Raw genomic sequence first — 22,798 nt, forward strand, 5'->3', positions numbered from 1 at the left:
ATGATAAAGGCAAGGTCTGCTTTCGATTTCGGTGCAAGAACGCCGGCAGGAGAAAAACGAGGGTCATTAATCAGAAGCGGGTTATCATCGCCGGCCCACTTGATGGAATAGGGAGGATTGGAAACAATCAGCTCAAAGGGTTCATCGTCCCAGTGCTGCGGCACAGTCAAAGTGTCCTCGCAGGCAATGTCAAACTGATCAAAACCAATATCGTGCAGGAACATATTGATACGGCAGAGGTTATATGTGGTGATATTGATTTCCTGTCCATAAAAGCCATTTCTGACAGCATCTCTGCCCAAAACCTTTTCCGCTTTCAGAAGCAAAGAGCCTGAGCCGCAGGCAGGATCATAGACTTTATTGATTTCCGTCTTGCCTACCGTACCAAGCCTGGTAAGCAATTCGGAAACATCAGCAGGGGTAAAAAACTCGCCGCCGGATTTTCCTGCACCGGATGCGTACATGGTCATCAGATATTCATAAGCATCGCCAAAGGCATCAATATCATGTTCCTTCACATCCCCAAGATTCATATTTGCTACACCATGCAGAAGTTTTGCAAGTCGTTCATTTCTCTTTGCAACAGTAGAGCCAAGCTTGTTGCTGTTCACATCAAAATCATCAAACAATCCGGCAAAACTGCTTTCAGAAGATGATCCTATTGCAGAGCTTTCGATATGGTTAAATACACGCTCCAAGGTTTCATTCAGATTTTCGTCATTGTCGGATTCCTTGTTTACATTACAGAAAAGCTCCGAAGGAAGAATAAAAAATCCTTTTTCTTCTACCAATCCCTCGCGAGCTTCTTCTGCATCGACGTCGGACATTTTGGCATAATCAAAATCAATGTTTCCGGCTTCCTGTTCACCGGAATTGATATAGTTTGTTAGATTTTCAGAAATATAGCGGTAAAACATGGTTCCAAGGACATAGTTCTTAAAATCCCAACCATCCACAGCACCACGGAGCTCATCAGCGATTGCCCATATCGCACGATGCAGTTCTTCACGCTCCTTCTCCTTCTTTGTATCAATCATGCTTTTCCCTCTCCTTTTCGTTCTCTGAATAGTTTGTCATGAAAAAGTAAAAAAATCAAATGATAACTTCATCTTTCTAAAATTTATAAGTAAAAAAGACGACAGTTCACACCATCGCCTTTTCTCACCATTTATATGAAATTTTCAGAATCTTTTCTTCTTCCTCCATCAGCATCTTCCACAAGGTCAAAATACTTGTAAAACTGCCTTAAACGAAGTATTTCTACGATTCCTCCTTCGCCAGCAGCGCCACCACTTCACAATTCATTGTCACTAGTATAGAAACACAAAGTTTCAAGCTCGTTGCTTGATTGAGGATACAATTTATTCCTCATCTTTTATTTTCTTATTTTTCTAACGATTCCGGATCTAATAAGAAATTCTATGTAAATCTTACGTTCAATAATCATCTCGTGCCTTTATATTTGTAAAATTTTTGCGGCAATACGCATTTTTATAACGAGTAAGTTGTACTCCTATTCGTGGATCAAATCAATTATACTCATAAAATTTTTGCGTATTGCTGCATTTTTAGAGAGTATGAAAAAACCATACTCAACGCACAAAACCCTCCATCATTTATCTTGTATCATCGTTAAATTCCTCTTTAATAAGATCCTTAATATCACTCTTAATACTCTGCGTATCAACAATTGAATCTTCGCCCAGCTGATGAAATTTTTCTTTATCTTTAATTGTATAATCTTGATTATCATCATATTTCTTAGTAATCAATCGTATCATTTTACGTCTTAAAAATTTCTCGCCTTTTATATTTGATTTTTCTTTTATCCATGCAATAGTTAATATCGCAAGCATCACAAAGCCAATATATCCCAAAATTGGATACATAATAGACACTAATTCTTTAAAGCCCATAAAGGATAACGCATATCCTATTACTACAGTACCAATCAAAATGGGATAGAAACGCTTAGGATTGTCGGAAGAGAAGCGTTTTGCCAATGCATAGAATAAGCTGAAAGCTGTATTAAAAATTAGCCCATAGATGACAAAAGCATATATTAGCGAAAAAATGGGGTGAATCTGTTCAGCGATTGCTAACATGGGCATATCAACTGTAGAAGCTAGTTTAACATTTGCATATAAGACACAAGTTACAACAGTAATAATAATGCTAACACCAAGACCGCCCAAAATACCGCTTTTCTCTGCCACACCAATCCTCATAATGGATCCGCCTAGTACAAAAGCCATGGGGACTGCCGTCATTACCGCAAGTGCAAAATAATTTAGTAAAGAAATCCATACATTTGGCATTGGACTAGGGATTGTGGCTGAAATTGCTTCTAATTCATCGAAATCAAAGCTCCGATTTGTAAAAGTGTGGACTGCAATAATTATAATCATGATAAAAACTATGGGTGTAAATATCCCAAGTACACCAGTAATTTTTTCGAAATCAAGAAAGCTGACAATGATTATTAGTGCAGCACACAACAATCCTCCTGCCCAAAATGGGAGACCGAACTGCTGATTAAGGTTTGAACCGGCTCCGGCAATCATAACTAAACCGACTACAAAGCAAGAAACGATTAAAGCTATATCAAGGATTTTATTCGTAATCGGTCCGGCTATTTGTGAAAGAACTTCAGAGTGATCATTAGATCGGAAATAACTGCCTAGCGTAATGATAATTTTACCAAAAACTACACTTATGATACCAAGAACAATGGTTCCTATAATCCCCCACTTACCAAAACTGACAAAGTATTGCATCAAGTCCTGACCGGAGGATAATCCGGCACCAATAACAACTCCAACATAAGCCAATGAAATATTTAAAATTCTTTTTAACACCTTTTCTCTCCTTACTACTATATATACAAACTACGATTCCTCTTTCTCCAACAACGCCACCACCTCGCAATTATTGGTTCTGGGAAACATGTCTACAGCACATAACTTTTGTACCTTATATCCGTCATTTTGTAAAGCTTCCAAGTCTCTTGCCAGGCTCTTTGGCTTACAAGCCACATAGACCAGTCGCTTCACCCCGTAGGAAATGATTTTTTCCAAGGCCTTCTTATGCATTCCGTCTCTTGGAGGATCCACAATAATAAAGTCCGGATAGGGAAGCTCAGTCGCTCCCTGCCCTGCCTCCAGTACCTTCAGCACATCTCCGGCATAGAAGATACAGTTCTTCACCTGATTTTCCTTGGCATTTTCCTTGGCGGCATCCACTGCCTCTTCCACGATTTCCACCCCGATGGCCTGCTTTGCCACCTTACTCATCAGCTGGGTAATGGTGCCGGTTCCGGAATAAAGGTCGTAAATCACAGGCTTTTCCTCTGCATTTTCGGAAAAGCTGGAGTACTCCTGTACCTTAGCATAGAGCTTTTCTGCACCCAGGGTATTGGTTTGGAAGAAGGAAAATGGCGTGATTTTAAAGTTTAAACCTAAAAGCTCCTCATAAAAATAATCTTTTCCGTAGAGAGCCTCTGTTCCGTCGTTAATGACTGCATCCGCCAAGCTGTCATTTTTCGTATGTAAAATGCCCGCATAGCTACCTTCCAACTTTCCTTCCTTTTCCAAGGAAAGCAGTCTATCTCTCCAGCCGCTTAAAATCTTTTCTTCCTCTTCGGCAGGAAGCTGGGTACTATGCACCAGAGAGAGTAAAATCTCTCCCGTCTTCTCCGCCCTTCTGATTAAGAGATGGCGAAGATAGCCCTCATGGCGCTTTTTGTGATAATAGCCAAGTCCCTGCTCTTGAAAATACAGTCTTGTAGCCAATAAAATCTCTCCCATATCCGGATGGGGCAGGCGGCAGTCTTCCGTATTTAAAATGTTGAAAAAGCTTCTTTTTTGGTGCAATCCCAAGCAAAGGGGGCCATCCTTTTCCTGATCCCCAAAGGAAAATTCCATCTTATTACGGTAGGCTTCTTTCTTTGGAGAAGAAATGATGCCCTCAAAAAGATAGTTTCCCTGAATCACCGGATCAAATAAGTCTCGAATCTCCCGCTCCTTTTTCTCCACTTCCTCTTCATAGGGAATTTCCTGATAAAAGCAGCCGCCGCAACGATCCTGATTTTGGCACCAGTGTTTTTCCTGCTGCTGCACAGCCTCCTCTATTTTGCTATTTGTATTTTCTTTTGCCATATCTCCTGACCTCTTTCTTTTGACCCTTTTTTAAAGGAAAATTCCTCTACTCTTCTCCTGTATTACCATTTCGTTCCTGTAACAGTTTTAATCTTCCTTCGGCCTTTCTGTTGTTCCGCCAAATCCAACATTCTTTCAATGCCATCCAAATATCCCTGATATCGTTCTAGCTCTTCGATGCTCTGAATAGTATAGATTTTATCTTGTAAAATCATAGACAAATCATCTCCCAGTAAAACCCATGGATTTTTCTCATCATCAAATGCTATGGCATGTTTATCTTGAAAATGGTATAGTCTGGCCAGAATAGATGCTGCCCGCTCTTTAAATAAATCTATTTTGGAGCTTAGTTGGTATTCTTCCAGTGGATTAATCATCTTTTCTTCTCCTACTATTTCTCTATAAGAAACTTGAAACGCTTGGCAAATACGATCAATAATATCCGTTGAAATAGGACTACTTCCATTTTCATATCGACTTAAGCTATTGCGAGAAACACCTATTCTTTCCGCAAACTCAGGTTGGGTAAGTCCCTGTGTATGTCTAAGCTTTCGAATATTTTCTCCTATCATAAGACCTCCTTATTTTTTCTTAGTATAGCATAAAATGCTATTATTTGCACCATTTTTGGTGCATTTTGTTCATTTTATGTTTCTCTAATCATTTATTCACGATGTTTTTTCAACGTTTAAACGTAAAAAAGGCCGCACTTTAAATATTGCACTCTAAAATGAATCGAATGTCAAAATCTTCAACCACCACCAAGCTCTGTATAAAAAAAAGAGGCTACTGCCTCTTTTTCTTTCACACAAAGCACTATGCAATAAGATTATTCCTCTTCCAGATAATCTTCATCCTCTAAATCATCGTAGTCTTCGTAATCCTCCAGATAATCCGGAGCAAGCAAACGATATACGCCGTAAGCCAATCCGCAAAAAGCGATGATTCCACCGATGATGGCCAGTACGGTACAAATCTTTTTCTTCATATCTTCTCCTTCTTTCTGCTTCTCTCTTAAGCCAATGGCATATTGAAAATCATTGCTTAATGCTCTTGCATCTTCTGTGAACTTCTTAGCTCTATCTCTGAAAGCTTCTACATTCCACTGTTCCATATTTTTATCCTTTCCCCAAAAACTTTCTCTTAAGTATAAAGATTCTTGGGTAAAAAAGCAAGTCTTCTCTAAGGATACGAAGCTTTTTCTAAGGATACGAGGCTTTTTCTCTTCAACGGTACATAACTATTTCTTTAGGATACAGCACTTTTTCTTTATGGGCACAGGGCTTTTCCACCTTACTTCAGTACCCAGTTTCCATCCGCCATAACGAAGTTCTTCTCCACACCCAGCTTATTCATCCAGAATTTGGTCAAAGCCACGGTATAGCTTTCCTGATCTTCAGTGAAGGCATCCTTACGTTTGTTCCAAAGTTCCTGAGAGCTGGGCCATAAAGCATATCTGGGATGTACCGCACTATAGAAGGCAAAGGATCCGCCGTGCTGTCCGTGATGAGCCATCTGCACGATATCCGCCTTAAGCTTATCGGCACCTCTTTCTTCCATCAGTTTCCCTGCCGCTTCATAGGGAAGGTCTCCGGTAATCAGAAGCTTCTTTCCGTTAATGGTAATCATATAGCAAACGGAACTGTTGTTTCCTGAGTCGATAGGAATGGAATAAGGAGTGTTCAAAACCTCTACCGCCACATTGCCATAGGTGAAACTGGTTCCTGCAGGGGAGCTTTCATGGCGCTTTGCACTGTCGTACTGGGCCAGATCTTCCATAATTTCCTTCATCATGGGAATACGGTGAGCCGGCTCATACTGCTCATAGAAGGCTAATGGCGCAAAGCCGTAGTAAATCTGTCCCGGGTCAATGTTGTAATAATCCGGATGACCTTCCTTCTTCTGCTGCTCAAGGATTACCGCAAGGGCACCTACATGGTCTTCATGAGGATGGGTAAGGAGCCAAGCTGCTACCTTTCCCCCTCTGTCCTTAATGTATTTTGCAAGGTAGGGAGCATTGGTCTTTAAACCACCGTCCACTACGATTAAGCTGCCGTCATTGCTCTCAATTACAATGGAAATCTGCTGTCCGCTTTGCTCTCCCTTAATCATGGTAATGCTGGCGCCGCCCAAACCGATGGTACTGTCGGTATAAGTTGGGGTAGAGCTGCCGTTTTGCACATTTAAAGGAGCATTACTTGTAGTAGCGCCCTGGGTACTGCTCTCGGAGGAACTTCCTGTATTGGAGGAGCTGTTGGACACTGAAGCATTACTTCCTGTGCCGTTGTTTCCGTTACCGTTATTTCCCGTGTTACCGGTATTTGCTGCCTGAGCCGCCTGGGTTAAGGAAGCATCCTGCCAGGGTGCCTTGGGGGTTCCGGAAGCCTGTTGATTTACGCCATGAACCACGTTGGGAAGCGCTTCTCCCTGAATGGTACCGTTACTGTACTCATCCGCAAAAGCCTGTCCGTGGAAAGCCAAAGTTCCACTTAATAACAATGCCACTGCTAAAGCTTTTTTCTTCATTTTAATAACTCCTTTGCCATGCAAAACTTGAATTCTCCTTTGCTGCCACCGTCAAGCTATACTCTTTTGCCATAAGGGCCGCAAACATATCGAAAATAGTCTCTTTTACGTAGACAGATTATCTCTCCCAAAGGTTACAAATCCTTCCTCATAAAAAGCAAGAATTTTCCCTATCTGTCTCAAACAGCATGCTTCCAAAACCGTTTTGCTTACTGCCGAACACCTTCCCCGTTGATGGTGTAGCCATCCTGTACGGTATCCTTCAGCATAGCGCCTGCGGGAACCCCTTCCTTATTCACATTCAGGAAATACCACTTATCTCCGATATTCTGCCATCCGCTGAGCATTGCACCGTTCTCCGGCTGGAAATAGTACCACTGTCCGTTGATTTCCTGCCACCCGGTGAGCATCTTTCCCTGTCCCTCGGCCTTTGGCTCCAAGTAGTACCACTGATTGTTTAAAAATGCCCATCCGCTAAGCATCGCACCGGCACTTGCTGCATTTTGATCCAGATAATACCATTGCTCACCAATCTTTCTCCAACCGGTAAGCATTTTTCCATCCTCATCGAAGAAATACCACTGGTCTTTAATCTGCTTCCAGCCCTTGGAAAGCTGACCGTTCTCCTCAAAATACCAGTCTTCTCCGTTCTGTCTCCAGCCTAAAACCGCACCGGAGGGACCACCGGAAGCATTACCGCTATCCTCGGTATTTCCATAGTAGTCATTGGAAGGTCTCTTCTTATTGTCCTTAGCCTTCTCTGCTGCAGTCTTCTTCTTTTTCTTGGCACTGTATTCCTTAAAGCTTCCCTTGCTGATGCCCTTTGCTTTCAGGGTAATCAGGTTGAAAATGTAGCCGTCATCGGAATACTCTCCGTCCACATCACCGGAGGGCTCCACATACTGTGAATCCGCAATATACTGCGCCAAATCATCCTTCTTGTCATACTTGGCTCTTACGGCGATATGGTCAAATTCCTTTCCGTTTTCGGAATAGGACTTCACGTTAATGCTGGTACCGTTTACGGACTTCTTTGCTACCTTGTCGTCTCCGTTTTTGGTGGTGTAGTAAATCACTACATCATAGCCGGAAGCGTAATCCACCTTTCCCCAACGAATCAAAGTTCCGTCCTGGGTAAAGTTTGTCGGCTCCTTCAAAATGGTGAAGGGATAGGCATTTGCCTTAAGCTTAATGCTTGTCTTGGATTTCTCGGTTACCGCCATTTCATAAGCGCCTCGAACCTCTACCACGGTATTGTCGTCAAAGACATTTCCCCCCTCCGCCTTCACGGAAATGGTATAGGTATAGGGCTTCTTGGGAGAGCCCTGATTCTTTCCGTCAATGGAAAATCCGGAAACCTCGTAGCCGCTGTCCATAGCCACAGCCTCAGGCTTGGCATAAGTCTTACCGGACTCCAGCTCCAAATCTTCACTGGGGCTGATGTCGATCTGCACACGGCTTACCGGCTTATCCTCCGCAAATGCAGGAATGCTCCATAAAGCACACATTGCCAGCCCCAAAACCAGAGCCTTCTTTCCTGCTGTTTTGAAAATGCTTTCTTTTTTCTTTAGCATAGTATTCTCCTCTTTCTTATTTTTATTCTCATATTGAGAAGCCTTACTTTCCCTTATCTTCATCGGCGATAGTAGGACATTGTATTATCTTTAGGGAAGCCATGCACCGGAGGCGTCAAAACGATAGTCCACTCCGTTAATGTTTCTCGTGGTATCCGCTACCATCGCGCCGGAATCTTCCATATAATACCATACATTATTGAGATTTCTCCAGCCCGTTCGCATCGCGCCGTCCTCGGAAAGCCAATACCATTTTCCGGAGACCTTCTGCCAGTTCTTGGCCATTGCCCCGCTGTCCTTCAGGAAGTACCAGTTTCCGTTATCTTTGATCCAGCCGCTTCGCATTGCCCCCTGGTCATCTAAGAAATACCAGCTGCTTTGATCCTTCACCCAGCCGGTCTGCATATTGCCGTCGGAATTCATAAAGTACCACTTATCCGATACCTTTTTCCAGCCGGTGACAGCCTTTCCATTTTCCTTATACTGCCACTTTCCGGGAGTGCTTTGTACCCAACCGTTTTCCACGGAAGTCTGAGACTCTGCTGTAGGTCCGCCGGTGCTGATGGTACTGTTTTCTTCCTTATTCAGGCTTGTGTTGCCTCCATTGGAAGAGTTATTTCCGGAAGCACCGCCGGAATTGTTGCCGTTCTTATTACCGCCATTCTTTCCGGAATTTCCGTTATTGGAATTATTGCTGTTCTTTCCGTTATCGGAGGAATTATTAGAAGAATTTCCGCCATTGTTGGAGCTGTTCCCGGAAGCACTGCCGGACTTTCCGGCATTTTTCTCGGAAGGATTGCCTCCGCCGTAAGCCTTCCAGGAAAATTCCGTGGTAACCAGTCCTTTGATGCCTCGCACCACACCCTTTTCACTGGACTGCCAAATGGTGGTGGTACTTCCCTCTACCGGACGATACACCCGATCCAAGGGATAGGCCGCAAACCACACATCATAGGGTAAATCCGATAAATTCATGTGTTTGGTCAGCCAGGTTTTATTGGCATAGACCATAGGAATAAATCCCGCATCCTTCACCCTCTTACAGTAGGCGTTGGTCATGGCGGTAAGCCCTTCCTTCGTAAGGCCGTCGGAAAGCATGGAGCCGACCTCCAGGTCATAGGCTACCGGATATTCAAACTTATAGGGCTTAATCTTCTTTACGGTAAGCTTGGCCTCTGCCAAGGCATCGTCCATATTTTTCGCTGTGGAGCAAAGGTAGGCTCCCACCTTAATACCGGCCTTCTGAGCGCCCTTTACGTTCTCATCAAAATAGGCGTCTTCCTTGGTGCCGTAGGCGATACGAATCATGACAAAGTCCAATCCGTCCTTCTTCGCCGCATCCCAATCAATGGGACCGTTTTCATTCTGGAACTTGGAAACCTCGGTTCCCTTCTCCAGATACTTTAAATCGGAGCCGTCCGCGTTGGTATAACCGTACCAGCCGGAGTAATCTAAAGCCCCCGAAGAGGAGCTGTTGCTCTGGCTCAAATTGTTGGTACTGCTTGACGTACTGCTTCCTGTGCTGTTCCCTGCATTTTTTCCCAGACTGTCCCCGGGGCCCGCGGCATAGCTTACGCTTTGTCCAAAAAGCAGGCTTAACGACAGGACGGTCAGGACGGCGACTCTTCGCCCTTTCTTCTGAAATTCCATACTTCCTCCATCATCTTTAACTTCGTTAGCTTATCAGCTTTTCAAGGGCAAATGCAATACCGTCCATAGAACTGTAAGAGTTTTTCAGAATTCAGTAAGAGTTTCCGAAAATATCCGGATACAAAAAGCCCCGGGACGCTGATAAGCTCAGCATTCCGGGGCTTTTTGCCGCATTTGCCACTTTCGTGGACTTTTTTATCACACACATTCTACTAGGAGAACTTGATAACTATTTGAGGGATAATTTTCTTAGGAATTTTATCCTTGTGATAGTAATATCGGCGGTATGATATAGAGTATAAGCGATTTTCTTATTTTTTAAAGAAAAATATTTTTATACGAACCTTCTAATGGATTTTATAGGCTTGTAGGTTGCAGATTCAATGGTTACACCGGAGCGGGAATTCAATGCGGAAAGCATTCTTCCGTTTCCTAAATAGATTCCTACATGGCCTGCATAAGCCAAAACATCACCGGGAATCGCATTTGCCAAAGAGCCCACATTGGTTCCCATGGTTCCAATCTCTGCAGAGGAATGGGGAAGGCCGATGCCGAAGTGTCCGAAGATTCCCATTAAGAAGCCGGAACAGTCCGATCCGTGAAGAAGGCTTACTCCGCCGTAGCGATAAGGTCTGCCGATATACTGGGTTGCATAATCTACAATCTGCTGACTTCTGCTGACAGTATCTCCCACCAAAACATCGTCGGAAAATAAAGTAGTGGACTGATCCTCCTGAGAAATGATAGCACCCTCCTCGGAAAATACCAAAAGCTCCTCTTCCTTTGGACTTGCGGAAGCAGTGAAAGCAGTACTCATGCTCAAACTCATCAGAGCAAGGGCAAGGGCTAAGCCTTTTTTCCCAAATTTAAGAGCGCTTCTTCTCATTCCTTTCCGATTCGCTTTTCCTAAATTCCCGTTTACGGAATTTCCCTCTTCTGTTCTATTGTTCTTTACTGTAAAATTCGCGTCCTGCATAAACTCTCCTTTATGGTTTGTGTTACAGTTTGCCATTTTAGGGAGAAAATGTGGCGAAAATAAAAACACAAGATGAAGATTCACTAACGCATTCTTACAAAACTGCCTAGTGTTTTTACATTTTCATCCCGTGTTTTTTACGAAATTCTGACATTTTCTTATTTTGGAAGCATTTTTACGCCTCTTTGGTAAAATGGTTCCATTTTTTTAGTCATAAGTAAATTTCTTCATAACAATTTTTCTTTTCTTTGATTCCATGCTTTTCTCTTTTTTTATTCCTTGCTTTTTATCTCCCTTAAACTTTACTTTTCTTCTCTCTTTATTCTTTGCTTTTATTCTCTAAATCCCGCTCTTCTTCCGCCTTTTCACCGCTTGGGGTATAGCCAATCCACTTCTCGGAAAAATGCACGTCGAAGAAATGAATAATCGGTCCCAGGAAAAGGGCGGAAACCAAGGTTCCGATTCCTACCAATCCTCCGGTAAGGAAGGTGCCAAGAGCTGCCAAACCGTCTGTTAACATTCTGCATCCGTAATAATGCTTCTTGGTCTTGTCCCTTAAGCCCAAGGAAAGGTAATCATAGGGCGCAACCCCCAGGTCCGCTGTCTGGTACAGAGAAACGCCGAAGGAAGTTACCACCACCGCAAGGCTTACCCAAATCAACTGCACCGCCAAACCCTGCTCCTCCGCATATCCGAAGTACTTTGTAAATATTTCATAGAAGAAAGTCACGATATAGCCTATCAAAATGCCGTTGGCAAAGGTTCCCGCACCGATATACTTTCGGCCGAAGGCAAGCTGAACCATGAAAAACAGCACATTGGCGATCATGTTTTGCTGCCCCAAAGAAATTCCGAAAATTTCCGCCAAACGCATATTTAAGGCGGAAATCGGGTCATTTCCCAAATGAGACTCCTTAAACAGGGCGATGCCGATGGAAATTACCAGTACTCCCAAAAGCATTCCAATATACCTTCTCACCATAATATTCTTTGTTTGCATAGTCACCCCTTTTCTATACTACTTTTATGCTCTACTCTACTACAAAAGCCTTGTCTACTCCCTAAGTTCTGTACTTTCTTTCCAAAGCTTAGGTCTTTTCTTTTTTTCTATATTCTGTATTTCATACTGCACTGAACTTTCTCGTAAGGACATTATCTTAACGAATTTTCCTTTTTTTATCCAGCATTTTTATCATTATTTTTCTTTTGATCTTAAGCCCAACAACGCAAAGTGAAATACAGGCTTACTAGCAGGAGTGCTTTTCTTCTTTTAACAGCTTTACTTTACAGATGAAAAAAGTGTAGTTAGCGAAAGCTCTAAGCCTCCGATAACTACACTCTTACTGACTTTCTTATTGACTGACTTTCTTACTGACTTGCTTACTTTCTTACTTATCTTTCTTTTATGGATGAACCACTACCGGGCATCCCTTCTGAATTTTGGCAAAAAGCTCTGCTGCCTTGTTCTTCGGCAGGTTGATACAGCCGTGGGAACCGTTCTTCACATAAATGTTACCGCCGAACTTGGAACGCCAAGTGGCATCATGTAAACCAATGTTTCCATTAAAGGGCATCCAATAGGACACAGGAGCCTCATATTCCGGCTTTCCGTCCACCATTTTTCCCTTTAGGGTTCTGTTGGTTTCTTTTCCTTTCAGGAAAAATACACCGCTTGGTGTCGCCCGATCCGCTGTCAGCATACCGGTTACTGTGGGACTCTCCCAAGTTAAAGCGCCATTTTCATAGTAATACACATGCTGCAATCCCAGGTCAATCTCCAGGAAAGTATTTCCAAACTGGGGCTGAGCATACTGTGCCGGCCGATATACATAAACCGGTTCTCTCTCCTGACTTTGCAGAGAGGCAATCGCAGCACGTAACGCATCCCTTTCCGCCGCCACATTGATGTGTAAGCCGTAAGGGGTATTCATGGCAATGTCTTTTCCGCTGGCAGAATGGAAGGATACGGTGTTTCCCAGATTTCCGTACTTATTTTCCAAGGACTGGGCATAAGCCAGAAGCTTATCTTCATCAAAGCTTAAGCCGGAAGCGTTCACGCCGGTAACCATTTCCTGCAGCTGCTCTCCCGTCAAGCTTTCCTTATTCCCTAAAATGTTGGTAACAATCGTCACAGAGGAAAGCTTATTCATGGCATCAACCTTGCCCTCTAAATCTGCCTTTCTCTGGGTGATGGCATCATAGATTCCCTCATCGGACAGCTGAATCGTGTTCTCTCCTCTTTGCAGGGCTCTTTCCACCCTTGCCCAAAGTCTATCCCAGTTCAGGGAATTTCCTTCCTGCTCCGGAATAATGGTGTAGACTCCGTTTTCCTTCACCACGCTGGCGGTTCTGGTCTCCTTGGCATCCTTTACCATGGAAAGCTCTTCCAGTTTTTCTTTCAATTTCACGGTATCATAGCTTGCGGTACTGCCTTCCAAAGAATAATCGATTCTTTGATCCGGGCTTCCCTGGGCTCCACTTTCCGCTTCCTTCTGTAAAATTTCCGGAAGATTGGTAGCTGCCTGTAAATGATAGCCGATATCCTTTCCGGAAATCTCTTCCGTTTTTTCTCTTCCTATAAGATAAAGGACATAATCCTGACTATAGGCTCCTTCTAGATAGGCCTTGGCCTCCTCTACAGTCTTTCCCCCGATGGGAATGCCGTTTCCATAGGTTCCCGTCAGAAAACGATCCAGTGCAAAACTTTTCCCGGTATGAGAAAATGTCAAAATTCCGGAAAAAAGAAGCCCAAGGGCAATTTTTTGAAAATAATTGCTTTTTAAGCTTCTTTCCCTTCTTCCTGTCTGCTTTGTTGCTGTCGGTAGTATTTTCTTCTGTGCATTTATCGCCATGTCCTCATTTTCCTCTCTTTTCATGTTAGTGCTTCCTATTGTACGCCTTAGGCCTCCCCTTGGCTAGTCAGAAAAGTAGAAAGGAATAAGTCTTAAGAAAAAAGAAATCTCCATAAATAAAAGCAATAGGGGCGATAAAAATTCAACACTTCTTCCCTATAGTTTAAAAAGAAGCAATTAGGGACTATAAAATCTGAATAAATAGAATTAACTATGCAATATAGGTCTAAATAAGGGGTAGTCTGAGCCCGCCGGTACTTGCGAAAAACAAAGGTACTGCAGTTTTTCGCTTAGTATCCGCTGCAGGGCGAGGCTAGCGGTAGCGTGCCCCAATTTTAGACCTATATTGCGTAGAAAAACTATTCTGATTTTATAGCCCCTATTGCTTATTCTCCGAAGACTTCTTTTCTTAAACGAATTCCTGTGGGGCTGGCTGCCAAGCCGCCCATGGCGGTTTCCTTCAAGGCGCTGGACATGCTGTCTCCTACCGACTTCATCGCCGCAATACATTCATCTACAGGAATCTTCAGCTCTACTCCTGCCAAGGCCATATCCGCAGAGGAGAAAGCAATCACTACTCCGGATACGTTTCTTTTTACACAGGGGATTTCCACAAGGCCTGCCACCGGATCACAAACCAGGCCCATCTGGTTCACCAGGGACATTCCTAAAGCATCTCCGCAAGCCTTGGGACTCCCCCCCATAAGCTCCACCAAAGATGCTGCTGCCATACCGGAAGCGGAACCGCACTCCGCCTGGCATCCTCCCTCAGCTCCCGCAATGGAGGCCTGCTTGGCAATGACCATACCGAAAGCCGCTGCAGTAAAGATAGACATCACGATATCTTTCTTATTATAGCCCTTGTCCTGATACATGGAAACCAGACAGCCCGGCAAGATTCCGCAGGATCCGGCAGTAGGGGTTGCCACAATTCTTCCCATGGCTGCATTACAGTTGGACACGCACATCGCCCTGCCGATAGCCTTGGTCATAAACTCTCCCATCAAACCGCCTTGAGCTTTCTGAGAATACTCCAGCATGGTTGCTCCCTCTCCTCCGGTAAGCCCGGAAGTGGAACGGAGGTTCTTATCCCCTCCCTTTCCAACGGATTCCACCATCACATCGAAATTCTTCTCCATCATGGCATAGATTTCTTCTTTAGGAAGCCCCATCTGCTCTGACTGGTCTTCCAGGCAAAGTTCGCTGATTTTGATTCCCCGCGCCTCTGCCTTATCACATATTTCTTTAATTGTATCGTATTTAATCATTTTTTCCTCCTGCCCTAGACCTTTCTTTGGTAGCCAATGTACCACCAAATAGTCTCGCAGCTTATCTAATGAATGCTCTATCTATTCAATGCTGTATCTAATCAATGCTGTATCTAATCAATTCTCTATAATAAATGCGCTATAATAAATGCGCTCGAATGAACACTAAATTGCACGAATCAGTAAGGCATTCTCCACATTGGGAAGCTTATTGATTTCGTCCATCAGTTCTTCCGGCGGCATCTGGTCTATTTCGATGGTCATTAAAGCAATTCCACCCTTTTCCGGACGGCTTAAACGGAAGTTTCCGATATTCAAATCCTTATATTTATCGTACATAATCTGGGTTACCAACGCTATCATGCCCGGCTTATCCCGATGCAAAACCAGAATGGTATTGCTTTCTCCGGTAAAATCCACTCTCAGGCCGTTAATCACATCTACACGAATATTTCCGCCTCCGATGCTGGCACCTTCTACCGTACCCTCCTGTCCGTTCCGAAGGACATAATGAATGCGGGCGGTATTGGGATGAGCCCCGGGAATATCATTTTCAATGAAACGATAATCAATTCCCCTATCCTTGGCAATCTGCAAAGCATCCCGAATCTCTTCGGAATAGCTGTGATAGCCCATAATTCCGGCAAGCAAAGCTCTGTCCGTACCATGCCCTCTGTAGGTTCTGGCAAAAGAACCTGACAGCTCGATGTCCAACTCCTTAAAGTCATCCGAGCCTGCCACCTTGTTTACTACTCTTCCCAAACGAACCGCACCTGCGGTATGGGAACTGCTTGGCCCGATCATAATCGGACCGATAATGTTAAAAACGTTCATAAGCTCTCCTTTGTGTTTTATGATAGCTTCAACTTAACACGGTATTTTCTTCCATCCGGGAACAACGGGCAATACTTCTGATTCTCCCCCGCTTATTCCAAACGACAAAATCTATCTAAAAATTGCTTTATTTCCTAGTAAAATATACCATAAACAATAATAGAAAAAAAGGGAGTATAGTAAGTACACTCCCTTTTTCTTCAAATTCTTATGATTTGTTTATATTTTCTTTGTAAATATTTCCAAATCCAAAAAAGCTCTGTATCTCGAGATTTGCTTTCGCAGGCGGTTAATTCTTTACGCCTTCTTCGCAAAGAGTCTTTCGTTAATCTCATTGACTACAACACCGATGGCATTGTCTCCGGATACATTACAAGCGGTTCCGAAGGAGTCCTGGGTGATGTATAAAGCCACCATGATGGCACAGATGGGGCCGTTGGGATCTCCTGCTTCCTTACCGAAAATCATATAGAGGAAAGGAAGTGCTGTCATGATGGATCCGCCGGGAGCACCGGGGCTTGCCACCATAGCGATACCCAGAGTCATAATGAAGGGTACAACGGTTCCGATGGAAATCGGAAGGTTGTTCATAAGACATACGGCGGTAGCGCAAGCTGTGATGGTAATCATGGATCCGCACATGTGAATGTTGGCACAAAGAGGTACCACGAAGTTACGAATCTGCTCGGAAACACCGTCCTTCTTTGCGCATTCCAGGTTTACCGGAATGGTTGCTGCAGAGGACTGGGTTCCTAAGGCAGTTGTGTAACCCGGAATCTGATTCTTAATCAATGTAATCGGATTCTTCTTTGCAACGGTTCCTGCAATAAAGAACTGGATAGTGATGTAGATCAAGTGCATGCAGATTACGGTTAAGAATACCTTCCACAGAATGCTCAAAATCGCAAAGGTCTTACCGGAGTAGGTCATATCCACAAAGGTTCCCATGATGTATAAGGGAAGCAGAGGGATAATGGCGGTATGCAATACCTTATCAATAATACCGGAGAAATCCTTCATGGTATTGTAAAGGTCAGATCCGATTTCCTTTCCCTTCATGTTGGACAGGCAAAGTCCCAAAATAAAGGCCAGAACCACTGCAGAAAGAGTATCCAGCAATGGGGGAAGAGCAATGCTGAAGTATCCGGAAACGGAATTATCCGCAGTCTTTGCAATCTGATCCAGAGCGTCCGGAGACATAAAGCTAGGGAACAGGTTGCTGGATACCACATAGGATGCTGTTCCGGCAACCAAAGTGGAGCCGTATGCGATACAAACGGTAATCAGGAGGAGCTTCCCTGCTCCTTGAGACAGATCCGCAATTCCCATGGTAACGTAAGCAAGAATCATCAAAGGAATAACGAACTTTAAAAAGCTGCTGAAAATGCCTGAAAGGGTAACAATCCCTCTACAGAACCACAACGGGAAATACTGACCAACCAAAATACCCAAGATGATGGCAATGATTAGTCTTGGCACTAAGCCAATTTTGATTTTCATATAAATCCTCCTCTTCTGTTTTGCTAAAACCTCCTCCTGCATCCAAAGTCACTCTTTAAAAACAAAAGCCATCTATCCGAATTCGGACAAATGGCTTTTCTAATCTGACAATTTTTGAATTTTTCAAAGACTCTGTTCCTCATCTTCTCCAAAGAGGATTACAGATTGCTTTAATTTTTTTACAAAAGTTTATTTAAATGTCGGAGTTTTTTAGCCATTTTGACTGCTCTTTATAAAAAACTTATAAAGAATACTCCTCATAGTATAGCACTTTTATAAAATTCCGCCAAGAGTCATAATGAGCGGAGCAAATACTAATGCGATTACGGTCATCAGCTTAATCAAAATGTTGATGGAAGGTCCGGAGGTATCCTTGAAAGGATCTCCTACTGTATCTCCTACAACCGCTGCCTTATGGGTCTCAGAACCCTTTCCGCCGTTGTGTCCTTCTTCGATATACTTCTTGGCATTGTCCCATGCTCCACCGGAGTTGGACATGAAGATTGCCATCATAACACCGGAAACCAAAGATCCTGCCAAAAGTCCGCCAAGAGCCTCTGCACCGAGAAGTAATCCGATAGCCAGCGGTGCAATAACGGCCAGCACACCGGGAACAATCATTTCCCTTAAAGCCGCACGGGTAGAAATACTTACGCAGGTCTTATAGTCAGGCTTATCTGTTCCTGCCATAATGCCCGGCTTCTCTTTAAACTGTCTTCTAACCTCTGAAATCATGGCAAAGGCTGCCTTACTTACAGAGCTCATGGTAAATGCAGAGAAAAGGAAGGGAAGCATAGCACCGATAAAGAGTCCGATACATACCCTACTGTCCAAAACATTGATGCTCTTTAACTGTACAGCTTCTGCATAGGAAGCAAATAATGCAAGAGCTGTTAAGGCTGCGGAACCGATAGCAAATCCCTTACCCATAGCTGCTGTTGTATTTCCTACAGCATCCAGCTGGTCGGTAATCTTACGAACACCTTCTTCCAGACCTGCCATCTCCGCAATACCGCCGGCATTGTCCGCGATGGGGCCGTAAGCATCTACCGCAACGGTGATTGCTGTTGTGGAAAGCATACCCACAGCGGATAAAGCAATACCGTAAAGTCCTAAAAGACTGAAGGATACAAAAATTGCTACGGAAATCAACAAAATAGGAATAGCTGTAGAGCGCATTCCGATAGCCATACCGGAAATGATATTGGTAGCGGATCCGGTTTCAGACTGCTTCGCAATTTCTTTTACAGGAGCATAGCTGGAGGATGTGTAATACTCGGTAATGGCACCGATGCATAATCCTGCAATCAATCCTGCTGTAACAGCCAAAGCCGCATGGAAATCTCCGAAGAAATAATTGGAAAGTCCAAAAGCAAAAACAATAACTGCCACTGCAGCAGAGTAGCTGGCAGTCTTTAATACCTTACTGGGATCCTCTCCACCAATCATAACTACGGAAAAGCTTCCTAAGATACAAGCCAGTAAGGATAGGCCTGCAAGAAGCAGTGGGAAGGCAATTCCCTTATCCTGAAAAGCCAGAGCGCCTAAAGTCATAGCGGAAACCAAAGCACCTACATAGGACTCGAAAAGGTCAGCGCCCATTCCGGCAACGTCACCTACGTTATCTCCTACATTGTCCGCAATAACCGCAGGGTTTCTTGGGTCATCCTCAGGGATTCCCGCCTCAACCTTACCTACAAGGTCTGCTCCAACGTCGGCCGCCTTGGTGTAGATTCCTCCACCTACACGGGCGAAAAGGGCAATACTGGAAGCTCCAAGGGAGAATCCGGAAAGTACGCCTACGTCCTTAGTGAAGTAGTAGAAAAGTCCCAAACCGAAAATACCGAAGCCTGCCACGGACATTCCCATTACGGAACCGCCGGAAAAGGCAATGGATAAAGCCTTCTTCATTCCGGACTGTCTTGCCGCCTCTGCTGTACGAACATTGGCTGCGGTTGCGGAACGCATTCCGAAATATCCTGCCAATGTGGAAAGCAAAGCACCAAAGACGAACGCCGCTCCGCTAAGCCAGCTTCTTGTTCCTAAACCGATGCAAAGGAAAAGGCTGCAAACAAAAAAAAGAAGAATCTTGTATTCCGCGAAGAGAAAGGCCTGCGCACCCTCTGCAATCGCATGGGCAATTTCCTTCATCCTCTCGTTACCGGAATCTTCCTTCTGAATCTTCTGTGCCTGAAAAAAAGCGAACAAAAGACCCAATACGCCCAATACGGGCACCAGCATAAACATAGTATTCATATCTTCCTCCCTCGTGAAACCATAAATTTTGTCAAAAACTCATGGATTTTCTCCTGCTGTTTCCCCATTTTAACAAAATGATTAGGTTTTTTCTACTATTATTTTTAAAAAAGAAATTTATTCCACTATTATTTATGCTTTTCTTTTCGTACAATTTAGTTCTATATTTTTATGCAAAATTCTATTTATTTTTTAAAAGGTCGAAAATCACTCCGATTCCGTAAATCATACCGCCAAAATAAATGGCAATATCCCCTATGTTAATAATGGCATTTTTCAAAAAGGAAACGCGAACATTGATATAATCCGTTACCTTTCCCTTAATCAGACGATCATAGGTATTGGAGGAAGCTCCGCCGATGACCATGGCGGTACCCCATTTTTGTAAAAAGAAACCGTCCCCCAGAAGAATACTCATATAAGGCAAGGCAAAAATCAGGAAGAGGGTAGCCAGTAAGGACAAGGTCTTCACCAGCTTCGGATACTTCTCCAGTCTTCCCATGGAAAATCCCGGATTATGGGCTCTTCGTATCTGCACAAGACCTTTTGATCCGGGTAAATCTCTGGGAAAGTTTTCCTTCGGCTCTTCGTCTATGGCATGTTTAAAAAGCTGGTCAATGGCAAAAATGCCTGCCGCAAAAAAGATTAAATAACGCATTTCCTTACTGAGATACCAAATCCATTCGATATGATACTGCTTAAATATCCGTAACAAAACTCCGTGCTTTCCCATTTTTTCACCCTAAATCCTTTTATAAGATTTGCCTTCTTACTCTCTACACCTTCATCATTCTGACTTTGCTGTATTCTTTATACCTTCGTCATTTTTATTTTTCAATATTCCTGATTGCTTCTTTATTCTTCTTCCTTACTCTTTTTTCTTATCCTTCTGCTTCTTCTTACCCTGTTGATATGCCGTTCAAACTCTCCGCTTTCCAAAAGCTCCGTCAGGATGCACTGCTCCAGCACCGGCACGGAACAGGAGTAAAAGGAGATTTTCTCCAGATTTTCTTTCAAGTTTTTCTTGGGTAGCAAAAGATACGCCATACGAAAGGCCGGGCCAATAGTTTTGGAAAAGCTGTTCATGTAGAAGACATTTTCCCCGGCTTCCATGGAAAAGAGACAATCCTCCGGCTTTCCCAGGGGAGAAAATTCGGAGTCATAATCATCCTCAATGATAACCGCCCCGTTTCTATGGGCAAAGTCCAGATATTCCCGTCTTTTGGAGGCATCCGCCGTGATTCCTGTAGGGTAGCTGTGGAAGGGCGTCACATGAAGAACCTTGGCTTCCGCCTTTTGCAAAGCGGCGCTTTCAATGCCGTTCTTTCCCATAGGGAGGAGCTCCAGCTGAATGCCATGGCTTTCATAAATCCTTTGCATCTTATCATAGGAAGGAAATTCCACGGCAAAGCGCTTTTCTTCCCCCAGGATTTGTGCCAGAAGGGCATAGAGATTCTCTGCACCGGCTCCCAAAATCATTTGCTCTTCCTCCACAAAGATTCCCCGTCCTCTTCGCAAATATTCCTTCAGCGCTCTTCTCAAAAAATATTTTCCCTGCATTTCGGAGGCTTCCAAAATCTCCTCCTGATACTTACTCATGGCTCTCCGCACCGCTTTCGCAATGGTGGGATAGGACATTTGCTCCTTGGAAACAGCGGTTTTTCTTTTAAAAAAATCTATAAAACCGGCTTCCTCTTCCTTATTGCTGACAGGAAAAACGTCTCCCTCCTGATAGGAAACAAAGTAACCGCTTCGTTCCTTCCCCTCAATATACCCTTCTTCCTCCAAAAGTGCCAGAGCATGTTCCACCGTAATCAGGGAAATGCCCCGTTCCTCGGAAAGATAGCGCTTGGAGGGCAGGCGTTCCGAAAAACCGTAGCGACCTTCCACAATGTCCTGCCGCATTTCCCGGTAAAGCTCCATGTACTTTTTCACCCTTCCCCCTTTCTTTGGCTGTAAGCTCCTAAATCACTTTATCGAAGCCGAATTTCACTCTGCCAAATTTATAAAAACTGCTTATAGTAGGCAAATGCAGAGGGAATGCTGAGTTCTCCGTGGATTTCTTCCTTACTATAGAAGCGATAGCCCTGCTTTTCCCAAGTCCTCTTAGCTTTGACGCTCTCCTTCGAAATCAGACTTTCTCTTAAAATGACGGCCTTTTCTTCTTTCTGTCTTTCTTCTTGACGTCTTTCCTCTTGGTGTCCTTCCTCCTGAAAGTCTCCGCAATAGACCTCATAGCCTATCATGCCCCACTCCTTGTGGGTGAAAATGTGTTTTGCCTCACCTAAAGCTTTGATTCGCAAGGGACGTAAGCCTAAATTTTCCACTGCTTCCAAGGCTTCCTTTTCCGAGCAATGGCCTTCCAGCTTATAAAACTCGTAAAGCCCTGCCAAAAGGCCTTTATTTTCCCTTTTTTTCAGCATAAGCTCCTCCTGATGCCGTATCAGGAAAATGCTGTATTGCTCCACTTTTCTTTTCTTTTTCTCCGGAAGCTTGGGGTAGTCCATAGGATTTCCGGCCTTGGCGCTACTGCAAAACGCTTTCAAAGGACAGGAATTGCAAGCAATCTCCCCCTTGGGAAGGCAGACTCCTGAGCCAAGATCCATTAAAGCCTGATTAAAATCTCCCGGGTCAATCCCCTGCATTTTCTCCTGAAAATAAGAAAAGGCAAGCCTCTTTCCCTCCGGCTCCAGCACCACCTTGGGATAGCTTGTTAAACGAGCAAAAATCCGAAGCAGGTTTCCATCCAGCGCCGGAATTTCTTCCTTATAAACAATGGAGGCAATGGCTGCGGCGGTATACTCTCCGATGCCGGGAAGCTTCTTTAATTCCTGAAAAGTTTTCGGTATTTCCCCGGCGTATTCCGTCATAATCTTCTTTGCCGCCTTTTGCAGATTTCTCGCCCGGGAATAATAGCCCAGTCCCTCCCAGAGCTTTAAAACCTTCTCCTCCTCCGCATTTGCAAGGTCCGAAATTTCCGGAAGTGACGATAAAAAGCGGGCATAGTAGCCCTTCACCGCCTCCACTCTGGTCTGCTGTAACATAATTTCGGAAAGCCAGGTGTGATAGGGTCCCGGCTCCTCTCGCCAGGGAAGAATCCGCCTATTTTCGTCATACCAGGAAAGAAGCGCTTTCGCAAAGGGATCCTCCCCTCCGCTAAACTGTCTTATGTTTTTGCTCTTCGCTTCTTTCATTTACAAAACCT

18 protein-coding genes are annotated in these 22,798 nt (G+C 44.0%); all 18 read right to left on the reverse strand.

The genetic code is table 11. The features are described from left to right. On the reverse strand, window positions 1-1,037 hold a 1,037-nt coding region (locus ACO4PX_RS00730), incomplete at its 3' end, for a type I restriction-modification system subunit M (RefSeq protein WP_485570935.1). Between the two features lie 579 nt (window positions 1,038-1,616). Then, on the reverse strand, window positions 1,617-2,858 hold the full coding sequence (locus ACO4PX_RS00735) for a YkvI family membrane protein (RefSeq protein ID WP_314833315.1): 1,242 nt from the start codon (window positions 2,856-2,858) through the stop codon (window positions 1,617-1,619). 30 nt (window positions 2,859-2,888) lie between these two features. Further along, on the reverse strand, window positions 2,889-4,157 hold the full coding sequence (gene rlmD, locus ACO4PX_RS00740; RefSeq protein WP_485570937.1) for a 23S rRNA (uracil(1939)-C(5))-methyltransferase RlmD: 1,269 nt from the start codon (window positions 4,155-4,157) through the stop codon (window positions 2,889-2,891). 62 nt (window positions 4,158-4,219) lie between these two features. Further along, entirely contained in the window at window positions 4,220-4,729 is a 510-nt protein-coding gene (locus ACO4PX_RS00745) for a helix-turn-helix transcriptional regulator (protein ID WP_314833313.1), read from the reverse strand. A gap of 257 nt (window positions 4,730-4,986) precedes the next feature. Then, on the reverse strand, window positions 4,987-5,271 hold the full coding sequence (locus ACO4PX_RS00750; protein ID WP_040649015.1) for a hypothetical protein: 285 nt from the start codon (window positions 5,269-5,271) through the stop codon (window positions 4,987-4,989). A 179-nt stretch (window positions 5,272-5,450) separates the two neighbouring features. Beyond that, window positions 5,451-6,683 carry a ComEC/Rec2 family competence protein gene (locus ACO4PX_RS00755; RefSeq protein WP_485570939.1) on the reverse strand — a complete coding sequence of 411 codons (1,233 nt, stop codon included), beginning with the start codon at window positions 6,681-6,683 and terminating at the stop codon, window positions 5,451-5,453. 209 nt (window positions 6,684-6,892) lie between these two features. Continuing rightward, window positions 6,893-8,257 (reverse strand): N-acetylmuramoyl-L-alanine amidase family protein, encoded by a 1,365-nt coding sequence (locus tag ACO4PX_RS00760; protein ID WP_485541769.1) that lies wholly within the window; start codon window positions 8,255-8,257, stop codon window positions 6,893-6,895. Window positions 8,258-8,347: 90 nt separating this feature from the next. Next, window positions 8,348-9,907, reverse strand: coding sequence for a GH25 family lysozyme (locus tag ACO4PX_RS00765; protein ID WP_472469330.1), 1,560 nt, complete (start codon window positions 9,905-9,907; stop codon window positions 8,348-8,350). A 334-nt stretch (window positions 9,908-10,241) separates the two neighbouring features. Beyond that, window positions 10,242-10,883 (reverse strand): C40 family peptidase, encoded by a 642-nt coding sequence (locus ACO4PX_RS00770; RefSeq protein WP_308579183.1) that lies wholly within the window; start codon window positions 10,881-10,883, stop codon window positions 10,242-10,244. A 319-nt stretch (window positions 10,884-11,202) separates the two neighbouring features. Further along, window positions 11,203-11,883 carry a YczE/YyaS/YitT family protein gene (locus tag ACO4PX_RS00775; RefSeq protein WP_315369254.1) on the reverse strand — a complete coding sequence of 227 codons (681 nt, stop codon included), beginning with the start codon at window positions 11,881-11,883 and terminating at the stop codon, window positions 11,203-11,205. Between the two features lie 403 nt (window positions 11,884-12,286). Further along, window positions 12,287-13,759 (reverse strand): L,D-transpeptidase family protein, encoded by a 1,473-nt coding sequence (locus tag ACO4PX_RS00780; RefSeq protein WP_485570942.1) that lies wholly within the window; start codon window positions 13,757-13,759, stop codon window positions 12,287-12,289. A 362-nt stretch (window positions 13,760-14,121) separates the two neighbouring features. Then, on the reverse strand, window positions 14,122-15,003 hold the full coding sequence (gene sdaAA / locus ACO4PX_RS00785) for an L-serine ammonia-lyase, iron-sulfur-dependent, subunit alpha (RefSeq protein WP_314833306.1): 882 nt from the start codon (window positions 15,001-15,003) through the stop codon (window positions 14,122-14,124). 165 nt (window positions 15,004-15,168) lie between these two features. Further along, complete coding sequence (gene sdaAB, locus ACO4PX_RS00790) at window positions 15,169-15,837, reverse strand: L-serine ammonia-lyase, iron-sulfur-dependent subunit beta (RefSeq protein WP_007156949.1); 669 nt, start codon at window positions 15,835-15,837, stop codon at window positions 15,169-15,171. Between the two features lie 297 nt (window positions 15,838-16,134). Next, a complete protein-coding gene (locus tag ACO4PX_RS00795; RefSeq protein WP_485570944.1) occupies window positions 16,135-17,337 on the reverse strand; it encodes a dicarboxylate/amino acid:cation symporter in 1,203 nt (400 codons plus the stop codon). A 273-nt stretch (window positions 17,338-17,610) separates the two neighbouring features. Further along, entirely contained in the window at window positions 17,611-19,593 is a 1,983-nt protein-coding gene (locus ACO4PX_RS00800) for a sodium-translocating pyrophosphatase (protein ID WP_007156951.1), read from the reverse strand. A gap of 181 nt (window positions 19,594-19,774) precedes the next feature. Then, the gene (locus tag ACO4PX_RS00805; protein ID WP_314668982.1) at window positions 19,775-20,326 is read right to left on the reverse strand and encodes a signal peptidase II; all 552 of its coding nucleotides are present in this window, start codon (window positions 20,324-20,326) and stop codon (window positions 19,775-19,777) included. A gap of 122 nt (window positions 20,327-20,448) precedes the next feature. Then, window positions 20,449-21,528: a MocR-like pyridoxine biosynthesis transcription factor PdxR gene (pdxR, locus tag ACO4PX_RS00810; RefSeq protein ID WP_485570946.1), complete on the reverse strand. Its 1,080-nt coding sequence runs from the start codon at window positions 21,526-21,528 to the stop codon at window positions 20,449-20,451. Between the two features lie 68 nt (window positions 21,529-21,596). After that, window positions 21,597-22,787, reverse strand: a complete 1,191-nt coding sequence (gene mutY, locus ACO4PX_RS00815) for an A/G-specific adenine glycosylase (RefSeq protein WP_485570948.1) — start codon at window positions 22,785-22,787, stop codon at window positions 21,597-21,599. Between the last annotated feature and the right edge of the window lie 11 nt (window positions 22,788-22,798).

The sequence above is a fragment of the Oribacterium sp. genome, assembly GCF_057249185.1.